This window comes from Maribacter spongiicola (assembly GCF_004364165.1).
GTDB classification, from domain to species: domain Bacteria; phylum Bacteroidota; class Bacteroidia; order Flavobacteriales; family Flavobacteriaceae; genus Maribacter; species Maribacter spongiicola.
On the sequence record NZ_SOAY01000010.1, the window covers coordinates 1,493,203 to 1,510,494 of the forward strand.

A 17,292-nucleotide genomic window follows, 5' to 3' on the forward strand; every position below is an offset into this window, starting at 1 on the left:
TTATTCGAAAATGATTACTCCCTTAGCATTTTTACCTGCCAACATATCATCAAAAGCTTGTTGTAAATTTTCAATTGGGTATGTTCTAGTAATCATCTCATCTAGCATTAAATCTCCTTTATCATAAAGGTTGACTAATTTTGGAAAATCTATCTGTGGGCGACATTTACCGTAAAGGGGATTAATGTAAATTTTATCCCATTCAAATAAATTCATATCTATAGAAATGGTTTCTTCAATACCACTAACTTGAACTGCAGTACCTGCATTTCTAATCATAGCTAAAGGAGCAGCCCCTAATGCCGGTACGGCTGTACACTCAAAAGCGTAATCTGCACCTCTACCTTCTGTTATTGTTTTTACTTTTTCTGATGCCTGTAGTAAACCTGTATCATTTTTATCAGCTAAAATAGTATGTGTGGCTCCAAATTGTTTTGCCATTTCAAGACGCTCTTCATTAATGTCTATTGCAATAATTTTTGATGCTCCAGAAATTCTGGCACCTTGTATTACATTTAAGCCAACGCCACCTGTTCCAATAATTACAGCAGAACTTCCTGCGGTTACTTTTGCCGTATTCACAGCAGAACCATACCCCGTCATTACACCACAACTAATAATACTTGCAGAAGTCATGGGTAAATCGCCATCAAACTTTACGCATGCAGATTCTTTCACCAAAGCGTATTCAGAAATAGTACCTATGTTAAAAGAACGCTCTATAGGTTCACTATTCCATTTTGTGCCTTCTAAATGAGCATGACCAGGGGTAAAACCATTTCCACCAGCGGTTACAGGCGAGTTGTTTTCACAAATATGCTGATTGCCTTCTTGGCACTGAAAACATTTCATACAAGGGGTAGCCCAATTGAGAATTACCTTATCGCCAATCTTAAAATCTGTAATAGCGCTACCAATTTGCTCTATAATACCTGCACCTTCATGACCAATAACAATTGGTTTGCCCCATGTTAAAGAATCGTGATCCGTATGGCAAAGTCCGGCAGCTTTTATTTTAACTATTATTTCATCTGCTTTGGGTTCTGCTATAGTAACTGTGTCTATGATAAATTTACCATCACCTGTTGCTATTGCACATTTAGATTGTATTGACATTTTTATATTTTTAATGCTGATTTTAAATAAAACTAGTCGGGGTTATGGCTATAGAAATATCTGAAAGTTTATGCTTATCAATTTTCTGATTTTTTTGAATAAAACGGGTACCTAACATATAGGCCTTAGCATTATTAATAGCATCAACAGCAAGTAATTCATCATCTTTAAAATACCAAACCGATTGGCAGTTATCTCTATCTGTTTCTATTCGTTTAATAGTATGGTTATAACCTTGCGATAAACCTACCATTTGTAATTTTACGTCATATTGGTCAGACCAAAACCAAGGTATGGCGTTATAGGTCACAGCCTCTCCACAAATAGATTTCGCTGCAACTTTTGCTTGATCTACAGCATTTTGTACAGATTCTAATCTAATATATTTTTTGTAATGCGGATTATAATGAAAAGTACAATCCCCTAAAGCATATATGTCTTCATCATTGGTTTTGCAGTTGGCATCAACTTTAATTCCGTTTTCAATTTCTAAACCAGCTTCTTCGGCTAATTCGGTATTAACTATAATACCTACACCAACGATAATGATATCTGCTTTGTAGCTAGAACCATCGTCGCATTGAACTTCGTTAATGTAACTATTAAAATCAACGGATGTTACATTTTTATTTGATCGAAGTGATACGCCATGTTGCTGATGTAACTCTTTAAAATAGGTAGACATTTCAGGGGCGGTTACACGAGATAGTACACGTTCTTCGCGTTCTAAAACAGTTACTGATGCGCCTAGTTTACTCAAGGAAGCAGCAGTTTCTAGACCAATGTATCCGCCGCCGATAATGACAACTTTGTTATGGTATTTATTAAGGGATTTTCTAATATTAATAGCATCTTCAGCAGTTCGCATCGCAAAAACGCGTTTTGCGGTATTTAATCCTTTTATAGGGGGTATAAAAGGGCGTGCCCCTGTGGTAAGAACTAATTTGTCATACTGTTGAACTGAACCATCAGAAATGGTGATGCTTTTTTCTTTACGATTAATTGAGCTGACGGTTTCACCTAACCTTAGGGAAACCCTATCAGTTTCATAGTTTTGTTTCGGAAACAATAAATCTTGAGTTGTACCTTCTTCACTTGTTAAATAAGCTTTAGATAACGGCGGTCTATGATAAGGGAATTCTGGGTCGCGATCAAATAAAATAATTTCACCTTCCCAGCCTTCTTTTCGTAAAGCGAAAGCAAAATTTACCCCAGCGTGACTTGCGCCGATTACAACACAAATTTTATTCGATGTTTCGGTAGACATTATTTTGCAACATTTAAAACGATCCCATCGATTGCATCAGAAACATCAATTTGACAACAAAGGCGACTAAATTCACTTACGTTATCATCAAATTCTAGCATATCACTTTCTAATTGACTTGGAGCTCCAACTTTATCCCAAGAAGCAGGTTCTACATGAACATGGCACGTTGCACAAGAGCATACTCCGCCACAATCACCATCAATTCCTTTAACCTTATTTTGTACTGCAAGTTCCATTACATTACCTGTTGTCGCCTCGGTAATAATGGTTTCATTATCGCTTGTTAAAAATGTTATTTTTGCCATTTTTAAATGTATTAGTGTTTTTATTAATAGTTGAATTTAACGTGTAAACTGTCGAAGCCTACTTTTCGTTTAAAGTGACCTAAATCTTCAATGTTCTCTTTGTAGTCTATAATGTCTATTGATTTTACTTCTTCTAATAAAGTTGAAATCAATATCTTCAATATTTGCCTTGCATGTGTTGCACCTAGACAATTATGTGTGCCAAAACCAAATGCTACATGCGGATTTATTTTTCTGTCGATCACTATTTCATTTGCATTCTCGAATACATTGGCGTCGCGATTTGCTGAAGCCCAACAAAGCGATATTTTACTATCAGCTTTTAACGAATGCTCACAAACATTAGAGGCTTCGGTGGTTATTCGTCCCATTTGTGTTAACGGAGAAAAATATCGAATCAATTCTTCAATAGTATTGTTCAATATTTCAGGTTCATTACGTAATCTTTCTAGCGATTCTGGATGTTCAGAAAAATAAGAAATCGAATTCGTAACGGCATTTATAACGGTATCTCTACCGCCAGCAAAAGTTAGAATAATAACGCCCTTAACTTCTTTTTTAGTTAGTTTTTTGCCGTTTGCTTCAGATGCAAGTAGCACAGAATACAGATCGTCTGTTGGGGCTGCGCTTGCCCTTTCAATTTCTTTATCAATATAATCATACAAGATGTTTGCCTTGTCGGCATCTAAAGCAGTGCCTTCACTTCTAAAAACATGCGTACCCCAAGAGATCCATGTTTCGGCTTGTGAGTATGGTGTGTTTAATAAAAGAGTTAATGCACGAGATTGTAATGGTAACGCAAATTCACTAACAATGTCTAAAGATTCTCTTTTTAAAACCTCTTTAACTAACGATTGAATTTGATTTTTAAGCTTTGTAGTATACTCTTCTTCTAAAGGTCGTTTAAACCACGGGTCTAATACGGCTCTATAGTCTGCATGTAGGGGCGGGTCAACTTCAAATGGAATCTGACGAATATCTCTTATGTTTTCTTCGGATGGAATAACAATTCGACCAGGTGCAGCTCCAGATTGATAAGTTTTTGCATTATGTGCACATCTTCGAACATCTTTATGACCTAAGACCATGGTAACTTCCTCGCCTTGATCATTCATCTTGCCAAATCCTTTTTCAATTCTTTCCTTTTCAAAAGGGTCTTGAAAGTTGCTCTTATTCATGGTGTTGATTATTTTTTATTCTTAAAATGTATCATGACAAATATGAATAAACTACTGGCACGTTAATTAATGTTTATTAGCATATTTAGTGCTTATTTTGATATTTTAATAGCTATATTCACTTTATTGAATCATAATAGATTATAATTGTTAACTTATGAAAGCACAATTTGAAAAAATAAATTCTAATCAAAGTGCTTTATATGCATTTGTTTATGAGGGTGTTGAGTTTGATGCACCTTGGCATTTTCACCCAGAATTTGAACTGACTTATATTGTAAAAGGGAAGGGGATGAGGTACGTAGGCAATAATATTCAAAAATTCGAAGAAGGTGATTTTGTTCTTTTAGGATCTAATCTGCCGCATTGCTGGAAAAATACAGATTTACATATAGGTAATGTAAAGTCGGTCATTTTTCAATGGAACGATTTGTTTTTAGGGGAAAACTGGCATCAAAAAGAGGAGTTTTACCAAATTAGCTTATTGCTAAAAAAGGCTTCTAAAGGAGTTTTTTTTCATTCATTTTCTTCAAAAAAGACAGCAAATAGATTAATGGAAATCATTGATAAAAAACCACTAGATAGATTGTTGAGTTTTTTACAATTATTAGAAGAATTGGCATCGGTAAAAACATTCGAATTATTAACGACTACAGGTTTCTCGCCTAATCTTAATTTAAAAGCTAATAATAGAATTGATTTAGTGTACGATTATGTGGAGAAGAACTATAATTCAAAAATTAAATTAGATGATGTTTCTAAACTGGTTTCGATGAGTAATGAAGCGTTTTGTCGTTTTTTTAAAAAATCGCTCAACAAATCATTCTTCACTTTCATAAATGAGTACCGTATAAATTTGGCAAGTAAAATGTTGATAGAAACAAATAAGCAGGTAAGTCAAATTGCTTACGATTGTGGTTATGAAAGCCTACCTTTTTTCTATAGACAGTTTCAAAAATATATGAACAGCTCACCAAAGGTTTTTAAAAGTCAATATCTAAAAATGAATTCATAATTTGCTTAGTTTGTACTTTGAAATCTATGATGTTTTGATGTTGAAATTAGTATTGGTCGATTTTTATTAAATTTTACTTTGTAGAGAAATTTACTTTAGCCAAGTTGTTATTAGATGAATAATTAAAACTTTTCTTTGAAAATATACTTATGAAAAAAACACTGTCTGTATTATGTTTGCTTGCCATTACATTACTTAATGCACAAAATAATATAAAAGATATTAGTGCTCAACAAGCTTTTGAAAGAGCATTAGAATTGAGATTTCAAAATCCTGATAGCGCAGTTGCTTTGTTAGATTTTAGTAGTAAAAAATATTTACAATTAAATGATACCCTTGGTGCAACTTATAGTTTGTTGGAAAAAGCTTATGTTTTCGAAAATATTGCACGATACGCAAACTCATATGATGCATTATGGACAGCTTTAATTTTAAATGATAATAGAGAAGATGATAAACTGAAATCTATAATTTTCGTTAGACTAGGCAGAATATACAGTTATAATAAAAGAGTAAAAGAGTCTTATAAGTATTTACAATCTTCTTTAGAACTACAAAAAAGAAGAGTAGAAAAAATGAACCTTAAAAAGTCTGAACTAGTACCTTATTATTACTCTTTAGCAAAGACAAGTAGAGAGTTGGAAGAAAATAAAGTTGCTCGTATTTATTTAGATAGTTGTTATTTATATTTTTCTGATGACGTTGATATTAAGCCATTAGCCCATTTAGAGTATGGTGGTAAAGAGTATCTTGATTTTGAAAAGGCTGTTTTATTAGAAAGAGAAGATAATAATGAAGATGCAATAGGATTAATGGAGGATGTAATACCTTATTTTCAAGAAAATGAGCCAACCTATCTCGTATTAATATATAAGTATTTAGGCGATATGTATTTTAATCTTTCTGATTTAAAAAAAAGTGAAGAACTTTATAGAAAATCTTTAAATATTTCAGAGGAATACAAAAGTCATGTAGATTTTACACCATTGGTCTATGAGAATCTAACTAGATTATACCTATTAAAAAATGATTATAAGAACGCCTTTAAAAGTTTAGAGAAGGCTAAGGAGTTGGATGCTAAATTTTTTGATGGTAGAAGTTCTATAAACCAATCTTTATTAGAAATAAAAGATAATTATCGATTAGAAAAGGATAGACAAGAAAAACAAATTCAACAACAGTACTTAAAGCAACTCGAGCAAGAAGAAGAGATAAGTAAACTTCAAATGATTATTTTGTTAGGGTCTATTTTCTTTATCATAATAATAGGTTATGGCTATTTTAATTACCTAAGAACCAAACATAGAAATGAAAAAGCATTCATAAAAAGAAATAAGGAACTGGAAATACAAAAGCAACAGGTTCTTATTGATATAAAGAATAAAGAATTAGCATCTTCAGCACTTCAGCTAATAGAAAAAGATGAATTTTTGAAAGAGATAAAATCTAAGGTACGTGTAGGTAACGATAAGATTAAAATTCATGAAATTAATAAGGTGCTAAGATCAATCTCGTCTAATAATAATAATAATTGGGATGAGTTTAAGCATCGGTTTATATCAGTGAACAAAGAGTTTTATGATAAGATTTTCGAGAAATTCCCCAATTTAAGTCAAAGTGATCAAAAAATATGTGCTTTGATAAAATTAAACATGTCTAGTAAAGATATGGCGAGGTTGTTAGGTATATCTGTAGAGTCTGTGCATACTTCAAGACATCGTATTCGTAAAAAAATGAATCTACCTAGAAATGTCAATTTAGAAGATTATATTAATTCAATTTAAACCCCATACAACTTATATTATATATCAATTTATCGACTTGTGGAATTTAATTCAAGTCGATAGTCCTTACTCTTTTTATTAACAGGTTATTTAATTGAATGATTAATACTATTCTTATTTATCTTTTATAGGGGTAGGCGCTTGGTAACAGAAAAACTATTAATCAAGGAAATTAAATTTATTGACTACAAAAATAAATTCTAGCCGATAGTTAAGGTATAGGTGAACAAGTTGTTTTAGAAATCACTCAAGTTTAAATTCTAATTACGGATAAATAAAGCTAACATAATTAATGATTGAGTAGTTTTTAGCTTAAATAATCTCGATTTATAGGTATAAAAAGATTGTCTTTATGACAGTCTTTTTTTTTGACAAATATTTCAATTTCAAACCAAATTATATTCGAAAACCTTGATAAATCTAACTTTTAGTAATTGTGTCAAGTTATTGTGCAGTTGTAAAATGGCAAAAAAAATAGAGTTATAATTAGTTTTACTTAATCATCAGATCTAATATTAAGAATACCATAAAATATTAACAATATTCTTAGTTCAGATCTATGTATAATAACTCAAGCAAATTTTATTTAAACCAATGATTATGAAAAAACAATTTTTTGAATTTTTAAAAAAATGCTTTCTGTCGGGACTGTTCTTTGCCCTACTGAGCATGAACAGCGCAATTGGTCAAGAGACCATTTCAGGAACAGTAACCGATAATTTAGGACCTGTAGTTGGGGCCAATATTTTAGTGAAAGGATCGGCTAACGGTACACAGACCGATTTCGACGGTAATTTTTCAATTCAAGCATCACCAGATGATGTTTTATTAATATCCTATATAGGGTATGCATCACAGTCGATAAAGGTTGGAGGTCAGAAAACTATTAATATAGTATTGGCAGAAGACGCAAGTTTGTTAGATGAAGTAGTAGTAATTGGTTATGGTACCTCTAAAAAAAGCGATCTTACCGGTGCTGTTTCTCAAGTAACGGCCAAATCATTTGAAAACCAACCATTGACTCGTGTAGAAGATGCATTGCAAGGTAGGGCAGCAGGGGTGTCAGTTTCAGGTTCTGGTGCACCAGGTGCAGGTATTAAAGTAAGGGTAAGAGGGGTTAACTCTATAACAGGTAACAATGACCCGCTAGTTGTAGTTGATGGTGTTTTTGGAGGAGATTTGAGAACCATCAACCCAAATGATATTGCTTCTATAGAGGTATTAAAAGATGCTTCATCGTTGGCAATTTATGGTTCTAGAGCTTCAAATGGTGTAATTTTGGTGACCACTAAGAAAGGAGCCGGTAAAGCCAAAATTAGCTTCGATCATTTCGTATCAATAAGTAGTCAAGCTAGAAGTATTGAAACATTAGGTTCTGGTGATTTTGCTAGACAAAAAAATGCAGGGTTAATTGCAAACGGTGCAGATCCAGCATATACAGAACAACAAATATCTGCTCTTGATGCTAACCCAATCAATTACGAAGATCAATTGTTTCAAACAGGTATAGGAACAAATACGCAGTTGGCAGTAAGTGGCGGCAAAGATAATTTAAGATACTTCGTTTCTGGTAACTATGTAAACCAAACTGGTACGGTTATTAGTAATGAATATGAGCGATTCTCTTTACGTTCTAACATTAATCTTGATGTTACAGATAAATTATCGGTAGGTGTAAATTTATATGGTAGTAGAGAATCAGAGGTGAATAACCCAGATGATTTTAATCGTTTTAAAGGGAGTAGTATTTTAAAGACGTTAACATGGGATCCAACACTACCTGTACAAGATAGTGATGGTAATTTTATTACAAGTTCAAATTTTGCAAACAATGGATTTAATCCAATAGGTACTTTATTAAGAAGTAATAGAGATCGTGCTGCTGATCGTTTAAATACTAATATTAATGTTGGTTATAAGTTTACAAATCATTTTAAATATAGTCTTGTTGTAGGGGCGTCTACAATAAATCAAAATATTGAGTCTTTTATACGAGATGATAACCCTTCCGATGCTAATCCCGATCATACACGTGTTGCATATACTAATTTTCGAAACACAAGTCATCAGGTAAGTAACATTCTTAATTATAACAATAGTTTTAATAAACATAATCTTGATATTACAGGGGTATATGAATTTCAAGGAGACCGTAATACTTTTAATAGTTACAATACATTCGCTATAGCTACAGGCGGAATTTATTTAGCCGATAATGAAGATCAATCAAGAGAAAATTTTACTAATGATGGTAATCAAAATGCGATACAATCTTATTTAGGTCGTGTTCAATACAATTATAACAACTCACTTTATTTAACTGGATCTATGCGTATTGATGAGTCTTCTAGGTTTGCAAAAGGTAATAGAACAGGGTATTTTCCTTCTGGTGCAATTGCTTATAGTTTTAATAATTTGCCGTTTCTTGAAAATGGTACAACTTTAAGTAGTTTAAAGTTAAGAGCTGGCTGGGGTCAGGTAGGTAATCAGAATATAAACTCTACAGCACGTTTTTCTTTGACCAATGATGCTGGTAATTATCCTTTTGACGGCTCTACATTGGTGTCTGGATCAACTCTTACACAAGTTGGTAATCCAGATTTGACTTGGGAGACAACTTCACAAACAAACATTGGTGTTGATATTGGGTTTTTTAGTGGAAGACTTAATGCGTCTGTAGATTATTTTAAAAAAACTACAGAAGACCTCTTATTAAGAACTATAATTCCAGGAACATCTTTTGCGAAATTTGAAAATGCTGGGGTCGTTGATAATCAGGGTATCGACTTTTCTTTGGCTGGAACCATTGTCCAAAATGATAATTTCACTTGGGATTCTTCCTTCAACCTTTCATATGTTACTAACGAAGTAACTGAATTGGTGAACGATGTTGATCAAATATTAGGAAATATTAGACCCGTAGATGGTACTGAAAATTCTATAAATGTAATTGAGCTTGGTCAACCATTGGGTCAATTTTACGGTCTTACGTTTTTAGGTACATGGAAATCAACTGATGTTTTGCCAGAAGGTATTCAGGCAGGTGATGCGAAGTATTTGACCGATGAAGAGGGCAACTCGGTTTTTTCTACTATCGGTAATGGGTTGCCAACCTTAACATGGGGTTTTAATAACACATTTACTTATAAAAATTTGAGCTTGAACGTATTCATAAATGCAGCACATAATTTTGATGTTTATAACCAAGTTGCGGCAGCAATTAATGGTGGTGCTGGTGATTTTAGAGATGACCTTTCTCCGTTAAGTGTAAATAAATGGACTCCTCAAAATGAAACAGATATACCACGAAGAGGTTCACTGAATGTTTTGAATTCTTCGCGATATGTTGAAGATGGTAGTTTTGTAAGATTAAGTAATTTAAAATTAGGCTACACATTTGACGAAGTGATAAAAGGTATTGAAAGCCTTCAAGTTTATGTCAGTGGGCAAAATTTATTATTACTAACTGACTACACTGGATATGACCCAGAGGTATCTTCTACACCGGTTAATCAAGATTTGAACAATACAGATGCAGGAGCCGGTATTGATATAGGGGCTTACCCTAACCCAAGAACATTGACATTAGGTCTTAAACTTCAGTTTTAAAAAAAAAGAATATGAAAAATTATAAAAACAAAAAAAGTATAGTGAAAAGACTTGCTTATGCAGGTTTGTTCGTAGCTATTTCTGCAACCGTTTTACAAGGTTGTGCAAATTTAGACCCAGACCCGGTAGAATTTAATCTGCCACCAGAATCTTTTGCAAGTTTAACTGATTTTGATAAAGGTATAACAGGTATTTACAGTACGTTGTTAAGTGCTGCACAATGGACAACCTTTTATGCTGCTTCTTGGGCAGGTGACGATATTACGACCCACTTTGCAAGTAATAAAGCTGATTTTAGACAGTTTGATCAACGTGTGGTACAATCTACAAACGGACGTTTATTAAACAATTGGAATGCCATTTACAATATTGTAAACACAGCCAACTCCCTTTTAGAAAGATCGCAGGGAATGGAGAATTTAGATGTTGATCAAGATCGTTTAAATATATTGATTGGCGAGGTCTATTTTTTAAGGGGTATGGCACTTTTTCATGCAACTCGTGTACATGGTAAAATTCCTATTCCTCTGACGGCTATTCCAGATCCTAATATTGGTTTATCTGAACAGGTAGATGTTTACCTTCAGATCGAATCTGATTTCATGGAAGCTGAAATGAGATTACCAGATGTATACCCAGGGCAAGAAGCTGGCGCTCCTAGACCTAATAAAGGTTCTGCAAAATCATTGTTGGCTAGACTTTATTTAGATTGGGCAGGCTTTCCTGTAAAAGATGTTAGTAAATATACCAGTGCGGCAACAAAAGCTAAAGAGGTTATTGATAATGCAGCACTTTATCAATTTGAGCTTTCAGCTAATTTAGAAGATTTATGGAAAGTAGCTAACCGATTTAATAATGAAAGTGTATTTACGATTTCATATTGTGGGTCGTGTGGTTTTAACACGGCAAATTTAAAAGATGGAATATTAGGTCTTCCAAGTGACTTTGGAGGGTGGCAAGAGACTTTTGCCGAAATCAGATATTTTGAAGATTTTCCTGAAGGAGCACGTAAAGAAGCTACTTATAGGACAGATTTGGATTATACCACTTTTAGTGATCAAAAAAGTCCGATTTTCAAAAAAATAGCTGGACCTGTAGATGATTTACCTGCAGCGGCATTCATTACCGATAGAAATGATTTTTACATGCGTTACGCTGAGGTATTATTAATATATGCTGAGGCCTCAGGTAGATCTGGTGCATCAAGCGCAGATGCATGGGAGGCTTTGAATATGATTAGAAGAAGAGCTGAAGGTTTACCATATGCATCTGCAGATTCAAGCATAGATGTAACTAGTGGCGATTTGGCAGAACTAGCTTTTTCCGAAAGAAAATGGGAGTTCGCTGGTGAATACCTTAGATGGTTCGATCTTGTTAGAATGGAAAAAGTGGAAGAAGCATTAATTGCAAGAGATTCGCCAGGTGCAATTCAAGAACATAATGAAATACAAGGTAGCCTAGGTACCAGTAATTATTTCTCACCAGTACCGCAGGCAATAATAGATTTAAATCCAAACCTGGGTAATTAAAATTGTTGAGTTAGTTTAGTTTAATAACGGTGAACCTTAATTTGTTCACCGTTATTTTTTAATACCCTCTGTATTCTCTCGAAAATAGGAATAGTTATTATATACATGTATTTTAAAGATTTTATTATAAGCTATGCAAGTCAAATACCTAAAGATGAATAATTCATTTATAAAACCTTGGTTTTATGTGTTAGCGTTTTTTTCCTTTTCATGTAATTCTTTCTCAGACGATAAAAAGGAAACAGTTACCACTTCCTCCCCTAAGTTATTTACAGAAATTACCTCTTCCAGTACTGGTATTTATTTTAATAATACACTTACAGAAACTGTAGACTCTAATTATTACCAATATATGTATACTTACATCGGGGCTGGGGTAGCTGCTGGTGATATCAATAATGACGGTTTAGTTGATCTTTACTTTACTGCAAATTCAGCACCAGACAAGCTGTATCTAAATTTAGGTGATTTAAAATTTAAAGATATCACTGAAGAAGCTGGTATTTTAAATCTTCCTGGTTTTAATACAGGTGTTACCATGGCCGATGTTAATGGCGATGGTTTATTGGATATTCATGTATCTCGTGGTGGTTGGTTGGATCAAAATGGTCAATTCGATAACTTAGTATACCTAAATAATGGAGATTTAACTTTTGAAGAAAAAGCTAAAGAAATAGGTCTAGCAGATAGTAACAGAACAATACAGGCTACTTTCTTTGATTTTGATAGAGATAATGATCTTGATGTCTATGTGTCGAATACACCAGATATAACGAGCAGAACAAAAATAGTAGATTTAAATAAGGTTCATAGCAATCCAAAAACTATGGAGCTAAAAGGTAGTGATAGACTTTATAAAAATGATGGTTCTGGTCATTTTACAGATATTTCTTTAGAAGCCGGGTTGTATTATGATATAGGTTTTGGCTTAAACCCACAAGTTGGTGATCTTAACAATGATGGTTGGTTAGATATCTATGTTTGTAACGATTTTAATTATCCTGATCTTGCCTATATAAATAATGGTGATGGCACATTTAAAGAGTCTAGTAAAACCATGTTTAAACACATGTCATTTAATAGTATGGGCAGTGATTTGGCTGACATGAACAATGATGGTCAATTAGATTTAATTACTCTTGATATGAACCCTGAAGATTATAAACGGGCTAAACTAAATATGGGTATGATGCCAATCAGTCAATTTGAGATGATGGTAAATCAAGGCTATCATCATCAGTATGTTCATAACATGCTTCAAGTTAATAATGGTAATGGCACCTTTAGTGAAATATCTAAAATGGCAGGTGTTGCCGATACCGACTGGTCTTGGGCAGTTTTGGCAGCCGATTTTAATTTAGATGGTCTTAATGATATTTTTATAACTAATGGTATTTACAGAGATGTAATGAATCGTGATGTTATAGAGTCTACAATGGACATTCTGCGTTCAAGAGGGAGAAAACCTACCGATGAAGATTTTTTAGAATTCACTAAAATGTTACCCCAGCAAAAATTAAAAAATTATTTATTTCAAAATAATGGGAACAATACTTTTTTAAATGCATCCGATATTTGGGCAACGATGACTCCATCACTTTCTAATGGTGCAACTTATGCCGATTTGGATAATGATGGTGACCTGGAAATTATTGTAAATAATATCAATCAAGAAGCTATAATCTTAAAAAATAACTCAATAGAACAAAAACTAGGTAATTTCATAAAAATAGAATTAGAAGGAGTAGATAAAAACAAATATGGTGTAGGCGCTAAAGTCACCTTAGTGTTTGATGATACATCTATACAAACTAAAGAATTAACTAATACTAGAGGCTTTTTATCTTCTGTTGCGAATACATTGCATTTTGGACTACCAAAAAATAAAAATCCGAATAAAATAGTAGTGCAATGGTCAGATAATAGCACTAAAGAGTACACGACATTTAAAGTGAATCAAACAAATAGAATAAATTATGAAGAAGGTGTCGCCGCTAAAATAAGTGAAGAAGTAAAGAAACCTATATTTGAAAAGCAACCTTATGTTTTTGAACATAAAGAAGAGTATTTCAATGATTTTGATTTACAGCTTTTACTACCACATAAAATATCTCAGTCAGGACCAGGTTTGGCTGTAGGCGATATTAATGGTGATGGAAATGAAGAAGTTTATATTGGTGGGGGTAAAAATCAAGCTGGTCAGTTAATTTCAATTGGTCAATCTAAAGAACGTCTTTTCTCAATACATACATTCGATATAGATAAGATGTTTGAAGATCAAGGTGCTTGCTTTTTTGATGCCGATGGTGATGGTGATTTAGACTTATACGTAGTTAGCGGTAGTTATGAAGATTATAGAAACGCCAGGTATGCACAAGACCGGTTATACTTAAATAATGGCAAAGGTGAATTTACAAGGTCACTTACAGCATTACCAGAAATTACGTCAACTGGTTCTGTGGTTGTTTCTGGTGATATTGATTTAGATGGAGATTTGGATCTTTTTGTAGGTGGTAGAGTAATACCAGGTCAATACCCGTTTGCACCATCAAGTTTTATATTACGTAATAACGAAGGTAAGTTTTCTCGTGTAGAAGGTTTATTGGCTCCTGAATTAGAAAAAGTGGGTATGGTAACCGATGCCAAATGGGTAGATATTAATAATGACAAATTGTTAGATCTGGTCGTTGCTGGAGAGTGGATGGGTATTGAGATATTCATTAATGAATCGGGTAAATTTAAAAAGAGCGATGCATATAAAACCTTATCTAAATCGATAGGGTGGTGGAACAAAATTGAAGTTCAAGATATTGATCATGATGGAGATTTAGATATCATAGCTGGTAATTTAGGTTTAAATCATAAACTAAAGGCAAGTTATGAAGACCCATTATCGATTTTTGCTAATGATTATGATCGAAATGGTTCTGTTGATATAGTCATTGCAAAGGAAATTGATGGTAAGAACATGCCTATTAGAGGAAAAGTGGATTTAGCGAAACAAATGCCCTACTTAGTAAACCGTATAGATACGCATGAACAATTTGCAAAACTAGATTTAGATGCTATTCTAGGAGGCAAAGTAGGTGAACCTTTATATATTGCAACTGAATTTAGGTCTGGAATATTTATAAATGTAGACAACGAGTCTTTTGTATTTCAACCATTTGAAAGTCAGGTTCAACAATCTCCAATAAATAGTATTTTATATGAAGATTTTGATTATGATGGTATTTTAGATCTGCTGCTTGCAGGAAACAATTACCAAACAGAAGTTGAAACTACTCGTGGTGATGCAGGTATTGGCTTCTTTTTAAAAGGTAGTGAAAAGGCTACGTTTAAACTGATACCACATTTAGAATCAGGCTTTTTTACTGATAAAGACGTTAGAAATATGGGGTTTTTGAAATCAAAGAAAAAAACTACAATAATAGTAGCAAACAATAATGGTGCACATGATTTTTTTACGTTACTTCCTAAAAGTAGATAGTGATTTTTTTAATCAAATTAATTGGCACATATTGCGAACTAAATTCCTCGGTACAGACAGGTGAGGTTGTATTTAGACAATAATACGGGTTAATTCTATATTTTTAAAAACGATAGATAAGCTCAATTAAGCCACAAGAAACATTAGCTTGCTAATTGAGAAATAACCTTGTAGTATGTTTAAAAAGAATGAGGTCATATTTAATATATTTATTAGATGTGACCTCATTTTAAAATCAATTTCATCTAGTTTTCAACAGGTTTGAAAATTCTGATCCAGTCAATAGTAAAGTCATTATCGGAAATTGATAATTCTGTATCGGTAGGTATTACGGCTTTACCATTTATAGCTCGCCACCCTTGTTCTTCAACACTGAATATAATATCCATTTCTTTAGATAGCCCAGTTCTGGTGTCATTACTTGTATCACCTGGGTTTGTTGAATTTGTAAAATATAAAGGGTCGATTTGGTCTTTCCCTTCTCTTTTAGTTACAAGTTCGCCGTCAATATAATAATATAAATTGAAAGGGTCTTTCCAGTAAACACCATATCTATGAAAAGAGTCTTTCCAAAGTGTATTTCCAGCACCGTCATTTCGAGTGATCCACGTTGGGTTTGGTGCTGGGTTACCATTACCACTAACTAGCTCGCTAGGTTGCCAATCTTGAAATGGATCTCTAATGAATACATGGTGGCTAACATGCATTCTCTCTGCGTACCATGAAAGATCACCATTTGCACTCTCTGAAAAACTAGCTCCGTAGCCTTCCATAAAGTCTATTTCTTGAGTGTCATCTGGGCTTAGTAGCCAAGCGCCATTTGCCAATACCGAATTCATGATTTTGATATTTGCCTCTATATATACCGGGTATTTAACAGTTTGGTTAGAATGTATAACACCCGCATTAACTCTGTCGTTTTCAAAACGTGAAGCAGTTAACTTTAAAGTGCCATTTTCTACAAATGAGTGATCTCTTGACCAAGTGGTGGAACCTGGTCCTGACCAAGCATTATGATACCAGTCGTCCCATTTATCTAAAAATATAGCACTTTTGTTCGAAGCCTCAGCTTCATATTCAAAATCATCGGAAACACTTTCTTGAAACTCCCACGTCATACCAGAACCTGCATCTGCGGGTACGGGTATTGTAATCCAGGTTTCTTCGATAACCTCTTCTTCATTTTCTTCTTCCTCCTCAGTTATGACTTCTTCCTCCAACTCTTTCTGTTCTGTAGTTGGTTCATCTGAAGTAGATGTTGAACAACTAACTACAATAAAATTTGTAAGCACTATCAGCAATACTATTTTTTTCATTACAAGGATTTTTACACTTTGATTAAAGATAAAAAACAAGTAATTTTTTCTCTGATATTCAACTGTACTAAAACTGAACAATCAATCAGATTAACGATTTATATTTTTGTTAGAATTGGATTTCATTAAATAATGATTTTTTCAATTAATTTTTGCTGGTTTCTCTTTATAGTCTCAAACAGAAATACTTTATTTAATTTATGTATATAGCGGCGCTTTCATTTTTTATAGTGATGCTCTGAACTATCGATAAAAAGCTTTTTAAACTTGAAAAAGTATTTTAAAATAAGATTGCGAATGTGTTAGATGTGGGTGTGGGTTTTATGTTTTCATTAAGCAATTTTTAAAAATAAAAGTCTAATCAATTATATTTTATCACTACATCAGTTTTATTAAATCGACCCCAAATTCTTATGATTTGTTACTGATTCAGATTACAATCAATCATTTTATATAACCTCTAAAAACCAAAAAAACCCTGCAAATTGTAAAATTTGCAGGGTTTAAATCTTTGTGACCTCGACAGGATTCAAACCTATTGTTGGAAATTCCTGAATACAGAGGGTTATGCGAAATTTTATTTTTACTGTTGTCGATTTGCTACCTGCAATTGTTTAAAAGTTAATGAAAAACTTATCTCTTAGAATCAAATATAGAGAATAAAAAGAGTTTTTAAATGA

Annotated in this window: 10 protein-coding genes; 5 read left to right on the forward strand and 5 right to left on the reverse strand. The window is 33.2% G+C overall.

Going from position 1 to position 17,292, the window contains the following annotated elements; all coding sequences use genetic code 11:
- From CLV90_RS06835 to CLV90_RS06850, 4 genes are read right to left on the reverse strand one after another with little or no spacing between them, the layout of a single operon-like run.
- Nucleotides 1-1,116 carry a Zn-dependent alcohol dehydrogenase gene (locus CLV90_RS06835; RefSeq protein ID WP_133686720.1) on the reverse strand — a complete coding sequence of 372 codons (1,116 nt, stop codon included), beginning with the start codon at nucleotides 1,114-1,116 and terminating at the stop codon, nucleotides 1-3.
- Nucleotides 1,117-1,138: 22 nt separating this feature from the next.
- Nucleotides 1,139-2,383 carry an NAD(P)/FAD-dependent oxidoreductase gene (locus CLV90_RS06840; RefSeq protein WP_208295100.1) on the reverse strand — a complete coding sequence of 415 codons (1,245 nt, stop codon included), beginning with the start codon at nucleotides 2,381-2,383 and terminating at the stop codon, nucleotides 1,139-1,141.
- Complete coding sequence (locus CLV90_RS06845) at nucleotides 2,383-2,691, reverse strand: 2Fe-2S iron-sulfur cluster-binding protein (protein WP_133686722.1); 309 nt, start codon at nucleotides 2,689-2,691, stop codon at nucleotides 2,383-2,385. Before CLV90_RS06845 ends, CLV90_RS06840 begins: the two co-directional genes overlap by 1 nt.
- A 23-nt stretch (nucleotides 2,692-2,714) precedes the next feature.
- Entirely contained in the window at nucleotides 2,715-3,869 is a 1,155-nt protein-coding gene (locus tag CLV90_RS06850; protein WP_133686723.1) for a cytochrome P450, read from the reverse strand.
- 157 nt (nucleotides 3,870-4,026) lie between these two features.
- Between CLV90_RS06850 and CLV90_RS06855 the strand changes: the two genes are divergently transcribed.
- The 5 genes from CLV90_RS06855 (at nucleotide 4,027) to CLV90_RS06875 (ending at nucleotide 15,296) form a co-directional block, all read left to right on the forward strand.
- Nucleotides 4,027-4,884: an AraC family transcriptional regulator gene (locus tag CLV90_RS06855; protein ID WP_133686724.1), complete on the forward strand. Its 858-nt coding sequence runs from the start codon at nucleotides 4,027-4,029 to the stop codon at nucleotides 4,882-4,884.
- Between the two features lie 149 nt (nucleotides 4,885-5,033).
- Complete coding sequence (locus tag CLV90_RS06860; RefSeq protein WP_133686725.1) at nucleotides 5,034-6,668, forward strand: tetratricopeptide repeat protein; 1,635 nt, start codon at nucleotides 5,034-5,036, stop codon at nucleotides 6,666-6,668.
- Nucleotides 6,669-7,268: 600 nt separating this feature from the next.
- Nucleotides 7,269-10,277 (forward strand): SusC/RagA family TonB-linked outer membrane protein, encoded by a 3,009-nt coding sequence (locus CLV90_RS06865; protein ID WP_166638542.1) that lies wholly within the window; start codon nucleotides 7,269-7,271, stop codon nucleotides 10,275-10,277.
- Between the two features lie 11 nt (nucleotides 10,278-10,288).
- Nucleotides 10,289-11,806, forward strand: a complete 1,518-nt coding sequence (locus tag CLV90_RS06870) for a RagB/SusD family nutrient uptake outer membrane protein (protein ID WP_133686727.1) — start codon at nucleotides 10,289-10,291, stop codon at nucleotides 11,804-11,806.
- A gap of 154 nt (nucleotides 11,807-11,960) precedes the next feature.
- Nucleotides 11,961-15,296, forward strand: coding sequence for a VCBS repeat-containing protein (locus tag CLV90_RS06875; protein WP_133686728.1), 3,336 nt, complete (start codon nucleotides 11,961-11,963; stop codon nucleotides 15,294-15,296).
- Between the two features lie 245 nt (nucleotides 15,297-15,541).
- On the opposite strand, the gene CLV90_RS06880 is transcribed toward CLV90_RS06875, so the two are convergent.
- The gene (locus tag CLV90_RS06880; RefSeq protein ID WP_133686729.1) at nucleotides 15,542-16,612 is read right to left on the reverse strand and encodes a LamG domain-containing protein; all 1,071 of its coding nucleotides are present in this window, start codon (nucleotides 16,610-16,612) and stop codon (nucleotides 15,542-15,544) included.
- Between the last annotated feature and the right edge of the window lie 680 nt (nucleotides 16,613-17,292).

Bases quoted from the DNA above. Each gene is read 5' to 3' on its own strand.
- CLV90_RS06870 (WP_133686727.1), top strand. From the start codon at position 10,289: ATGAAAAATTATAAAAACAAAAAAAGTATAGTGAAAAGACTTGCTTAT.
- CLV90_RS06875 (WP_133686728.1), top strand. From the start codon at position 11,961: ATGAATAATTCATTTATAAAACCTTGGTTTTATGTGTTAGCGTTTTTT.
- CLV90_RS06845 (WP_133686722.1), bottom strand. From the start codon at position 2,691: ATGGCAAAAATAACATTTTTAACAAGCGATAATGAAACCATTATTACC.
- CLV90_RS06835 (WP_133686720.1), bottom strand. From the start codon at position 1,116: ATGTCAATACAATCTAAATGTGCAATAGCAACAGGTGATGGTAAATTT.
- CLV90_RS06850 (WP_133686723.1), bottom strand. From the start codon at position 3,869: ATGAATAAGAGCAACTTTCAAGACCCTTTTGAAAAGGAAAGAATTGAA.
- CLV90_RS06865 (WP_166638542.1), top strand. From the start codon at position 7,269: ATGAAAAAACAATTTTTTGAATTTTTAAAAAAATGCTTTCTGTCGGGA.
- CLV90_RS06840 (WP_208295100.1), bottom strand. From the start codon at position 2,383: ATGTCTACCGAAACATCGAATAAAATTTGTGTTGTAATCGGCGCAAGT.
- CLV90_RS06855 (WP_133686724.1), top strand. From the start codon at position 4,027: ATGAAAGCACAATTTGAAAAAATAAATTCTAATCAAAGTGCTTTATAT.
- CLV90_RS06860 (WP_133686725.1), top strand. From the start codon at position 5,034: ATGAAAAAAACACTGTCTGTATTATGTTTGCTTGCCATTACATTACTT.
- CLV90_RS06880 (WP_133686729.1), bottom strand. From the start codon at position 16,612: ATGAAAAAAATAGTATTGCTGATAGTGCTTACAAATTTTATTGTAGTT.